Source organism: Streptomyces sp. NPDC043876, assembly GCF_056435825.1.
On record NZ_JBWKDV010000015.1, the window covers coordinates 117115 to 126909 of the forward strand.

At 69.8% G+C, this 9795-nt stretch carries 14 protein-coding genes and 1 pseudogene; 10 read left to right on the forward strand and 5 right to left on the reverse strand.

Annotated features, from left to right (window positions below; genetic code table 11):
* The first annotated feature begins 83 nt into the window (after nucleotides 1-83).
* From AC0693_RS34720 to AC0693_RS34745, 6 genes are all read left to right on the forward strand, one after another.
* Nucleotides 84-479 (forward strand): hypothetical protein, encoded by a 396-nt coding sequence (locus AC0693_RS34720; protein WP_478804031.1) that lies wholly within the window; start codon nucleotides 84-86, stop codon nucleotides 477-479.
* A gap of 117 nt (nucleotides 480-596) precedes the next feature.
* Nucleotides 597-1004: a hypothetical protein gene (locus AC0693_RS34725; RefSeq protein WP_469320549.1), complete on the forward strand. Its 408-nt coding sequence runs from the start codon at nucleotides 597-599 to the stop codon at nucleotides 1002-1004.
* 171 nt (nucleotides 1005-1175) lie between these two features.
* Nucleotides 1176-1865, forward strand: a complete 690-nt coding sequence (locus AC0693_RS34730; protein WP_478804032.1) for an ATP-binding cassette domain-containing protein — start codon at nucleotides 1176-1178, stop codon at nucleotides 1863-1865.
* 3 nt (nucleotides 1866-1868) lie between these two features.
* Nucleotides 1869-3137 carry a DUF7224 domain-containing protein gene (locus AC0693_RS34735; protein WP_478804033.1) on the forward strand — a complete coding sequence of 423 codons (1269 nt, stop codon included), beginning with the start codon at nucleotides 1869-1871 and terminating at the stop codon, nucleotides 3135-3137.
* Entirely contained in the window at nucleotides 3134-3745 is a 612-nt protein-coding gene (locus tag AC0693_RS34740) for a hypothetical protein (RefSeq protein ID WP_478804034.1), read from the forward strand. The genes AC0693_RS34735 and AC0693_RS34740 overlap by 4 nt, the downstream gene beginning before the upstream one ends.
* A gap of 401 nt (nucleotides 3746-4146) precedes the next feature.
* A complete protein-coding gene (locus AC0693_RS34745; protein WP_478804035.1) occupies nucleotides 4147-4326 on the forward strand; it encodes a hypothetical protein in 180 nt (59 codons plus the stop codon).
* A gap of 26 nt (nucleotides 4327-4352) precedes the next feature.
* Here the strand turns inward: AC0693_RS34745 and AC0693_RS34750 are convergent.
* Nucleotides 4353-4670 (reverse strand): annotated as a pseudogene (locus AC0693_RS34750) (transposase); the annotation flags it as partial.
* A 126-nt stretch (nucleotides 4671-4796) separates the two neighbouring features.
* Complete coding sequence (locus AC0693_RS34755) at nucleotides 4797-5195, reverse strand: RidA family protein (RefSeq protein ID WP_478804036.1); 399 nt, start codon at nucleotides 5193-5195, stop codon at nucleotides 4797-4799.
* A 366-nt stretch (nucleotides 5196-5561) separates the two neighbouring features.
* Here AC0693_RS34755 and AC0693_RS34760 point away from each other — a divergent pair, with 366 nt between their 5' ends.
* Together AC0693_RS34760 and AC0693_RS34765 are read left to right on the forward strand one after the other, a co-directional pair.
* Nucleotides 5562-6083 carry a hypothetical protein gene (locus tag AC0693_RS34760; RefSeq protein ID WP_478804037.1) on the forward strand — a complete coding sequence of 174 codons (522 nt, stop codon included), beginning with the start codon at nucleotides 5562-5564 and terminating at the stop codon, nucleotides 6081-6083.
* 62 nt (nucleotides 6084-6145) lie between these two features.
* On the forward strand, nucleotides 6146-6481 hold the full coding sequence (locus AC0693_RS34765; protein ID WP_478804038.1) for a hypothetical protein: 336 nt from the start codon (nucleotides 6146-6148) through the stop codon (nucleotides 6479-6481).
* 240 nt (nucleotides 6482-6721) lie between these two features.
* On the opposite strand, the gene AC0693_RS34770 is transcribed toward AC0693_RS34765, so the two are convergent.
* Nucleotides 6722-7117, reverse strand: coding sequence for a hypothetical protein (locus tag AC0693_RS34770; protein WP_478804039.1), 396 nt, complete (start codon nucleotides 7115-7117; stop codon nucleotides 6722-6724).
* Nucleotides 7118-7437: 320 nt separating this feature from the next.
* Between AC0693_RS34770 and AC0693_RS34775 the strand changes: the two genes are divergently transcribed.
* The gene (locus AC0693_RS34775; RefSeq protein ID WP_478804040.1) at nucleotides 7438-8430 is read left to right on the forward strand and encodes a competence protein CoiA family protein; all 993 of its coding nucleotides are present in this window, start codon (nucleotides 7438-7440) and stop codon (nucleotides 8428-8430) included.
* 55 nt (nucleotides 8431-8485) lie between these two features.
* On the opposite strand, the gene AC0693_RS34780 is transcribed toward AC0693_RS34775, so the two are convergent.
* Both AC0693_RS34780 and AC0693_RS34785 read right to left on the reverse strand, forming a co-directional pair.
* Nucleotides 8486-9292, reverse strand: a complete 807-nt coding sequence (locus AC0693_RS34780; RefSeq protein ID WP_478804041.1) for a hypothetical protein — start codon at nucleotides 9290-9292, stop codon at nucleotides 8486-8488.
* Between the two features lie 7 nt (nucleotides 9293-9299).
* On the reverse strand, nucleotides 9300-9449 hold the full coding sequence (locus AC0693_RS34785; RefSeq protein WP_478804042.1) for a hypothetical protein: 150 nt from the start codon (nucleotides 9447-9449) through the stop codon (nucleotides 9300-9302).
* Between the two features lie 21 nt (nucleotides 9450-9470).
* On the opposite strand from AC0693_RS34785, the gene AC0693_RS34790 reads away from it, so the two are divergent.
* On the forward strand, nucleotides 9471-9749 hold the full coding sequence (locus AC0693_RS34790; protein WP_478804043.1) for a hypothetical protein: 279 nt from the start codon (nucleotides 9471-9473) through the stop codon (nucleotides 9747-9749).
* The last annotated feature ends 46 nt before the right edge of the window (nucleotides 9750-9795 follow it).

The window sequence follows — 9795 nt, forward strand, 5'->3', positions numbered from 1 at the left end:
CTGGACAGTTCCCACGCCCCGGCCAACCGCGGAATGTCCCGGGAGTCACTTCTTCTGCTTCTGCGCGAAAAAGAGGAGAAACCATGATCATTAGGCGCCTTGCGGGGCTGATGGCTGAAGTGGCATTGCTCGGTGTGACGGGTGCCGTTCCCGCGCACGCTGAGGGGGCACGCACCACGTACATCAGCGGGTGGGTGATCTCCAAGGAGTCGAATCGCTGGAGTGACCGGAATTCTGACGGCGCCTGGACTGGCGTCCGCTTCCAGGGATGCTCAACGGACTCCACGTTCTCCAGCGCCACCCTGCAGTTACACAAGGACGTGTCCTGGAGCCCGGATATCAGCAAGGGATCGCGGACCAACTACTGCGGCTGGGTGGACTGGAACGATCCCAACGACGCCGGTCAGTACTACTTCGCCCTCCGAGGCCTGGGCGACGGCGAGGGCCTATGGGTGAACGAGGTCACCATCGGCTGGTAGCAGCACCCCGCCCGGGGCTGACCGCAATCCCCGCATGCGAACAGGACCGCGGCTGCCCCGGCCTCAGCCGTTTCAGCGTTTCGCAACCGCGCGGAGCGCCTGACCCAAGGGATGAACATGCAGAACAGTCATCAGCGTTTAGCCGGCTTGATCGCCGGTATCGCACTGGTCGGCCTGATCGGGGCCGTTCCGGCGCAGGCCGAAGGTTCAAAGGAGACGTACATCGCAGGTTGGGCTCCTGGCAACGAATCCAGCCGGTGGCAGGACAACAACCGGGACAGCGCCTGGACCGGCGTCTACTTCCAGGGCTGCAGCGTCGACTCAAGCCAGGGATATGACCGAAGCGGCCTGCAGCTGTGGAAGGCGGTTGACTTCCGGCCCGACATCAACAAGGGCTACCGAGTGAACTACTGCGGCTGGGTCGACTGGAACGACCCCAACGACGCCGGTCAGTACTACTTCCGGCTGGACAGCCTGATCCACGGTGGCTACCTGGCGGTCGACTACGTGAAAATCGGCTGGTAACAAGCAGCTCGCAGGAAGCGGTGTCCCGGCGGTCTCAGCGCCGGGACACCCTCCCGTCCATGGTCCCACGACATGCCGCTCCGCTCCGCCGAGCGCGGCGGCGGATTGCGCGTCGCTCAGATGGCTCTGGTTTTCGATGACATTACGTTCCGGTACGGCAGGCAGACACGGGTGTTCAGCGGGTTCTCGCTGACCGTCGCCGCGCCCGCGACGGTCCTCTTGGGACCGAACGGAGCGGGCAAGTCCACCCTGATGGGCCTTGCCGCCTCCCAACTGACCCCAACGGCCGGGACGCTCGGTTTCAACCGGCTGCGTCCCGGCGGCCGCAAGCAGGCGACGTACCGCAGGAGCGTCGCGTGGATACCCCAGCAGATCACGCCGGTCCCGGGCTTGACCGTGCGGGAGCAGGTCGCGTACGCGGGCTGGCTCAAGGGCATGGGCCGGGGCGCGGCCTGGGAGGCATCGGCTGTCGCGATCGAGCGGGTCGGCCTCGGGAAGCTGGCGGACACCAAGAGCCACCGGGTCAGCGGCGGACAGCTGCGCCGGATCGGCATCGCGGGCGCCTTGTGCCACGACAGCGAGCTCATTCTGATGGACGAGCCGACCGCCGGACTGGACCCGCAGCAGCGGCAGATGTTCCGCCGCCTCGTCGAAGAGCTGTCCCCGGCGGTCCAGGTGCTCGTCTCGACACACCAGACGGAAGACCTTGCAGCGCTCTACGCCGAGGTGATCGTTCTGGATCAGGGCACGGTCCGTTTCCAAGGCAGTCCCGCCGAGTTCCAGGCGCTCGCCCCGGAGGCCACCGGGGACCGGGAGCGGGCGGAGACCGCGTACGCGCGGCTCGTCGGGCAGGAGATCTGAGCGATGTTGACCCGCACACTTCTGCGTTCCTCGTCCGCCAGTGTCATGGCCGTCCTCCTCGCCGCGTTCGTCGGTCTGCTGTTGAACGACACGCTGACCGGTTTCGTGACTCACGGGTATGGGCCCTCCGCGCTCGGGAAAGCCTCCATGGCACTGCCCTTCGCCGCCGCCGCATGCGCGGGCAGCGCCGCGTGGGAAGCAGCCCGGCTCAGGCGCGGGCGGGTCCTGGACCAGGCCCCTGTTCGCGGACCGCTGGCGATCGCCCTTCCCGTCCTCGTCCCGGTCTGGTTGATGGGCATGGTCGGCCTGGGTATCGCTCTGGCCATCTCGGCCACGGCCGTCGGCGCCGTGCCCCCGTTCTCGCACCTGGGCATGCTGGCCGCGCTGGGACTTCTCCTCGCGGCCACCACCTTGGCCGGTTATGTACTGGGCTCGCTCCTGCCCGGTCTCGCCGCCGCGCCGGTCGCCCTCCTCGTGGGCTTCTTCTGCACCGCGTTTCCCGCGTCCTGGGAAGCGGCCTGGCCGCGTCAGCTCGTCGCGGGCGGCTTCGGCAGCTGCTGCTCGGTCGGCAGCGTCATCGACCCGAGGGCCGTGTGGGCAGCGGTGCTGTTCGCGAGCGGAGTGTGCGCCGCCGCCCTGATCCTCATCCACCACAGGTCAGCTCGGCAGGCGGCACTCGCATTCGTCCTTCTTGCCGCGGGCACCGGAGGAGCCGTCGCCCTGGCCAAGCCGCTCGGCTACGAACCCGTCGTCGCCCGCGACGCCTCCGACCTGGTCTGCGACGCCAAGGACCGGCCGCGCATCTGCCTATGGCCAGAGGTCACCGGCGACGCGGCGATTATCCAAAAGACCCGCACGTACGCCACGCGCATCACCGAGGCCGGGCTGCCAGTACCCCTCACCCTCACCCAAAACCGGAGAGCGGCACCCGCCGCCGACACGGCCGTCTTCGGCATCAACGAGAACCCCCGCGGCGACGACCTCGCCGCCAACCTGGCCAGCACCGCGCTCCCACCGCTCCCCGCCTGCGCCCGTGCCACCGGAAAATTCGCCGCCTACCCGGCCCGCGCCCCGCTCATGGCCTGGATCATCGCCATCGCCACCCAGACCCCGCCGAACCCAGGCCGCACAACGCCCCAGGAGACAGCTCTCGTACGCACAGTCCTCGACCAGCCCCGCCAGACACAGTTGGCGTGGTACGAAGCGAACCGCCAGGCCCTGACCACCTGCGACCAGCCCCCACGCCTCGACATCCCCGGGGCCGCCCGGTGATCTGGTGGCTCCGCTCCCGCTCCGTAACCGCCCTCACCGCCTGCACCCTGCTCACGGCCCTCGCCGGACTGGCCATCGGGAACATCGAACTCCCCGTCCCCGTACTGACCGGCCAGGCGGGCCAGTTCGTCCTGGCACAGCTGGTCACGGTCCTGCCCGCCGTCCTGTGGCTCAGCGGCACAGGCCGGGCCGCATCACCGACGGAGGCCACCGCGGTGCGGCCGGTCCACCGCTGGGACACCACCCTCGCCGCAGTCCTCACCGCCGTGGTCCTCGCCATCTCCGCCGTCGCACACCTCACGGTCAGCTCCGGCATAGCCGCCTCGGTCGGCCGAAACACCGCCGTCTACTTCGGCATCGCGCTCATCCTCAACCCCCTCGTGGGCCACCGCGTCGCCGCACCGCTCACCGCCGCCTTCCCCCTCCTCTGCGCGGCCGCAGGCTGGCGCACCACAGGTGGAGCCGAACCATGGGCACTGGTCCTCCACGAACCAGGCTCCGTCCCCGCCCTCGCCGCCACCACCGCCGTCCTGGCCACCGGCTGCACCCTCAGCGCGCTCCTACCACCCGGAACCGGCCTCATGCCACGCGGAACCCCCTGGCGATAACCATCCCTCGCCCATCCTGTGCAACCCGGCCGGGACATCCCGACTGCTACTCCGCGTCACCCACGCCGGGGCCAGATCGTTTCCCCGGTGAACCCGTGCACCCAGCCGGGTGATCCATCGGTCAAGGCCATGCCCGCGCCGTGACCAGGGCGCTACACCGTCCGTGTGATCAAAACTCTGATGATGCGCGGTCTGCCCGCACTCGCCCTTGCAGCGCTGCCCCTACTCGCCAACGCACCCACCTCCCACTCCGCCGCTCACCGGGCCGTCGCCGTTCCGGCCTCCGTCACGGCGGCAGTGGTCGGGCGGCCGACGGCGGTGGGAACCTGTATGCGGTCAGCTCCTCCACCGGATCCGTCTGCCGCCTCATCGGAGGGGCATGGGACGGCACCAGCCTCGACGTGAGCGAGACCGGCTACCGCGTCGTCGCCCCTGACCTGTGGGCCTTCCTCGACCAACTCCGCCAGGACCTCCGGCAGGCCCTCGCAGAACGGTCGGATCTGAAGGCAGAGGTGACGTGCTGCGACAACGGCGAAAGCCATGTCGTCAGCGACGCCTGGTCACCGGAGTACCTCCGCTGAGAGCTCCGCTGGCCGCACCGGTCGAATCAGAGGGACTTTCGAAGGCGCCGGAGGCAGATGATGCCGCAGGCGAGGTGGAGCAGGCCTTGGTGGAGGTCGGCGCGTTGCTCGTAGCGGGTGCGCAGGCGCTTGAACTGGTGGAGCCAGGCGAAGGCGCGCTCCGCGACCCAGCGCACTTTGCCGAGGCCGGAGCCGTGGTCGTGGCCGCGTCGGGCGATCATCGGCTTGATGTCGCGCTTCCAGAGTAGGCGGCGGTACTTGTCGAAGTCGTAGCCCCGGTCGGCGTACAGGCGCCAGGGCTTGTACCGCGGGTGCCCTCGCAGTCCGCGGATTGGCGATATCGCGTGTTCCGGGTCCGGACCGGGGTGTCGCCACCCGTTACGACAAGCGGGCCTACGTCTTTTACGGCACGGTCACCGCAGCCGCGATCCGCCTGTGGCTCCGGCAATGATCTGCCGGACAGTGCCTCATCAATCCCCGGCGCTCGGTGCCGCGGCCAATGCGTCCACCTCGACCCGGAAGTCCGGGTGAACCAGCCCAGCAACCCTCACCAAGGAGCACGCGGGCGGGTTCTCTACGTCCTGAAACTCGTCGCGTACTTTGCGGAACGCGCCCAAATCGTTCAGATCGGTCAGGTAAACCGTCAGTTTGACTATGTGTTCCAGACCAGAGCCCGCTGCCTTCAAGGCAGTAGTCAGATTCGCGTAAACCTGCCGGACCTGCGCCTCTGCGTCGCCCTTACCAACCAGGTTCCCGTCGCCGTCCACAGGAACCTGACCCGAGACAGCGACCATCGCTCCGGTGAACGCGACCGCGTGGCTGTATCCGTTGACAGGCGGTGAACCCTTGGGACGTATGAAGTGCTCCATGGCGCGATCATGCCACGACTGGTAGCCGGCACCTGTAGAGCACTACCCATGATCCGCCGGACAGTGCCTAAGCCGGACAGCCGTCCCCGGAGAGACCGCCACCCTTCACAGGGCGGCGTTTCAGGCGCCCCACCGTTTGCAACGCCTCATGAAACACGATCGCTGCAGGCGGACCATCCCGCGGCGCCATGTTCCGTAGGCGACCACTCATGAAACAAGCCGTCACTCGGTGGGCTGATCCGGGGAGGCATCTTCGCGCCACCCCGTCGATTCCCGGCCGTTTCACTGACAGTTAATGATCAGTGACGTTACGCCCTGCGACGCTCTGACCAGGACGGCAACGGGCCGGCCAAGGAGGGAGCATTCATGCCTGACAACGCTGAAAAGAAGAATCGCGTCGAGGACGCACTCCACGCCACCAGGACAGCGAACTTCACGGTCGAGGAGTCCGAGGAGGGGGACGCGGCCGCGGGCGGCATCCAGGTAATCCCGGCCCAGGTCCAGGCGCAGGAGTCACCGACCGTCGCCGTGGCCCGCGAACGGCTCGTAGAGGCCATCGGCCGTGAGGCCGTCTACCTCGCCGATCAGCGAGCCGGACAGGCCTCCGGAGGGCTCGAAGCCCTCGCCCGCGCCTTCGCTCTCGTGACATCACCCGACGCCATGGCGGCTCCTGCGGTGGTCGGCGCTCTGGCAAGCCGCGGCATGGGTCTCTCGGACCCGGTCTCGTTCGCCAAGGACTTTGTTGCCGGAGGCCCCTCATCCTCCATCAGCAACCAGCCTGCGGCCGGAGCACGCAGCAGCCAAATCCGGGCGGACCCCAATCGCATCACCCCCGCCACGGGACCGAGGAAAACCGTCGAGGCTGTCGAAGCCCGTCTGGAGCCGTAGCCACTCCCGCCCCGGTACAAAACCGCCCCACGCCCGCGCCAGGGCGGAACGAGGAGACAGACGTGTCCGACGAACAAACAACGCCCGAGGTAACCGACGTGGGATCGATTCCGGCACAGAGCACCGCCATCGAGTCACCCACCGTCGCGGTCGCCCGCGAACGGCTCGTCGAAGCCATCGGCCGCGAAGCCGCATACCTCGCCGACCAGCGAGCCGGACAAGCATCCGAAGGACTCGAAACCCTCGCCCGCGCCTTCACGTTGGTGACCGGGAGCGCGACGCGAGCAGCAGGTCCTTCCTCCACGGCAGAGGACTTGGCCATCCGGACCCGGGGCATGCTCCCCGTAGACCAGAACACGATCGCGCTGCGCGAAACGGTCGAGATCACCCAGCGCTAGCACCACCCGCCAACGCTCCGGCGCGAGCCGCCCGCCCAACGCTCACGCCCGGGCAGTGTCGGCCCTCGCCAGTACTGTCTTGGCCCGCGCCGGGCCGGGCGGCCGCGCGGTGTCCGGCGCCCGCTGGCACTGGGTGCCGGGTGCCGGCGGGCGGGTTGCCCCGTGCTCGGCGGGCTGCCGTGGTGACGGCGGCCCGGCGAGCTCTGGAGCCGATGCGGGGCGGTTCAGCCCCCGGTGGGCCTACCGGGTGAGGCTGATGGGCTTGCAGTCGGGGGTGGCGCAGCCGAGTTCGTTCTGGTCGTCGGGCAGCAGCCGGCTCCTGATCCGCTTCGGGGCGGGGCGTGCCTCGTACTCGGCGAGGATGTTGCCGGAGCCGTCGACGACGGTGATCAGGGAGGGGACGATCGTGCCGCCGGTGAGGACGAGGGTGGGCACCGATCCCCTGTAGCGGACGCTGAAGAGGCCCACGTCTTCCGCTTTCACGTCGGCCGGGGCGACCACGGTCAGGCCGCTGTCGGCTTCCGGGTGGATCTCGGTCACCGGGATCGAGCCCACAGCGGGCCCCGCGGGGCCGTCCCCCGAGTCGGGGATCGCGCCGAGGTCGAAAACTTCAGAGCCGGGCGTGGCGTCGGACATGGTCTCTCCTCACAGGACGGCACACTGCCTACCTGGTCAGAGCGTTCCATCAGAGATCACCACCGGCGGACACTCCGCGGGGAACGGCCGGAATCCGATGATGGCGCAAACACCCCACGGACGCCGTTGCTCCGCACGGAACCCAACGCCCCGTTACAGAGGTATGCCGGAGCCGGGTCGAGGGCGTGGCCAGGCGGGATATCCGCACCACCGCCCGGCAATGAAACCGGCCGGTGCGGCACGTCTTGTGGGGCGGCGTGTTTCCCCGGCCTCTGGCGACGACAGCAACCCCGGGGGAAGCCGAAGGGGAGGGGCGGAGCGTGCAGGACGACTTACTGGTGGTCGGGTTCGACCTGGAGACCCGGCGAGAGGTGCACATCGCCGAGGGGCCCCCGGAGCGCTGGAAGCGCCTCGGGTACGGCGGCACGGGTCAACTGGTGTGCTTCTACTGCTTCCACGGTTTCGAGGCCCCGGCGGGCACCCGGGTGCCGCTGGTGACGCGGGGGCGGCTGGGCGGGAAGGTCCGCCGGCACTTCGCGCACCCGCCCGGGCAGGCACCGGCCGGGGGCCACGGCCCGGAGACGGTCTGGCACATCACGACCAAGCACGTCCTGGCGGCCTGGGCCTGGACCAGGCCCGGGGTCGACCGTGTGCGGCTGGAGCAGTGGACGGAGGATCACGACCGGCGGGCCGACGTCGAGGTGCTGCTGCGGGACGGCACGAAGATCGCGCTGGAGGCGCAGCGCAAGCTCATGACCGACGACGGGTGGCGGGCCCGCCATCGGGACTACGCCCGCCAGGGCGTCGTCGACGTCTGGTTCTGGCGGCCGCGGGTGCACTTCCCGCACGTGGTGCTCGACGAGGGCTTGCCGGTGTGGTTCTACTCCGTCTCGAAGCGGGAGGCGGCGACCTCGCTGGGGCGGCCGCACGCGCGCGCACATCAGTGGTGGCAGGCACCGGACCTGTCGGTGTTCGGGCTGCACCATCCGCCGTGTGCGCTGGACGAACTGGAGCGGGCGACGATGCCGCTCGCCGCGCTCGGGCTGGGACCGGGCGGTGCGGTGTTGCCGGAGGATCTGCGAAAGCGGGTGCTCGACTCCCAGCGGGAGGCGCAGGAGGAGGCGAAGCAGCGGAAGGACGGCGAGGCCCGGTACGCCCGAGCAGTCCGTGAGGCCCGGGACCGGGCGGCGCATGCGCCTGATCCTGCTCCTCTGCCTCTTCCGCCAGTGCCGGCGGGCGGTCTGCGATGTGAGGTGTGCCGCCGTCCGCTGGATCCGCTGTTGGTGAAGAACCGGCGGCACCTCCTGTGCTGAGTCGTCCCGGTTGCCCCTGTTAGGTCTAACGGGGGCAACCGGGCAGGACCGGGCACTACAGGTGGGCCAGGTGCGCGCGCACGGGGCCGGCGAGCTCGGCGTAGAAGTCGACGCGGTCCTGTGCCTGGAGGACCTGGGCGCAGACGGTCAGCAGTCCGGTACGGGCCTGGGGCCGGTCCAGGACGGGGGACAGCTCGGTGCGGATGCGGGCGGCCGTCTCGGGGGTGAGCAGGGCGTACACGTACAGGGTGGCCGCGTCGTATCCGTAGGGGGCGCGGCCCCATCCTTCCCAGTCCAGGATGTGCGGGCCGCGGGTGACGTTGCCGTAGTGGAGGTCGCCGTGTGCGGTGGTCCAGGTGACGTCCTCGACCTGCTGGCCGGTGAACTCGGGGATGACTCGGCGCAGGTATTCCTCACGTACGGCCTCGCGGTCCGTCGGCGGCGGGACGTCGGCGAGGGCGCCCAGGGCGGCGACCATCTCCTTCCACCACGTCTCGGGCAGGTCAGGGTCCTCGTCGAGGACGGGGCGCGGGGAGACGATCGGGTCGGGGGCGAAGGCGTACAGCTCGGCCCGGTAGGCGTAGCCCTTGGTGGTCCAGTCCCGGATGTGGAACAGGTCGGGGCGCGGCACCACGGCGGGGAGGGCGCGGGAGGTGGACGGGCCGGTCCACAGCTTGCCGCCCTCGGTACCAGCCTCGGCGCAGACCACGCGCAACCAGTGCGGGCCGGCCGCGCCCGACAGGGTTCGGCCCCGGTACCCCCACACCCGGCGGCCACTGGCTCGCAGGCCGAACTGGTCGGCGGCGTGCTGCTGGGCGGCCAGCATCCGGTCGACGGTGGCGGGGGCAGGGGCGTCGAACATGGCGTTCCTACCTCGGCTGGGAGACGGCGGCCGCGTCCTTGGATACCAGCTCAGTGGCGAGGGCCGCGACCTGTTCCAAGGGGAGGCCGGAGCGCTCGGCCAGCTCCCCGAGGGTCAGGCAGGCGCCGGACACCAGGGCCTCCAGCACGGGGCGCACGGACAGGTGGAGCTCCCATTCGTGTCCGGCGGCCCGAAGTACGACGGCCTCGTCGGCTCCCTCCAGCGCTGCCCGGGCGGTGGTGAGGGCCAGGACCAGGCCGAGGTCGGCGGGACGTCGCCGATGTACGGGAGGGAGGGTGCCGGACGGCCGGGATCGCGGGCGTCCAGTGAGGCGGCGAACTCCGAGACGATGTGGGGGTGGAGTGCCTCGGCGGCGACTTCTTTGCGCAGCTGCTCGGCATACGCGGTGCGCTCGGCGGGCCGGCGCCAGCTCCTGGCCGGGTCTGCCGGGGAGTGACCAGTCATCACCGAGGCCCTGCCTCCACCGCGGCCTGTCAAGGGCG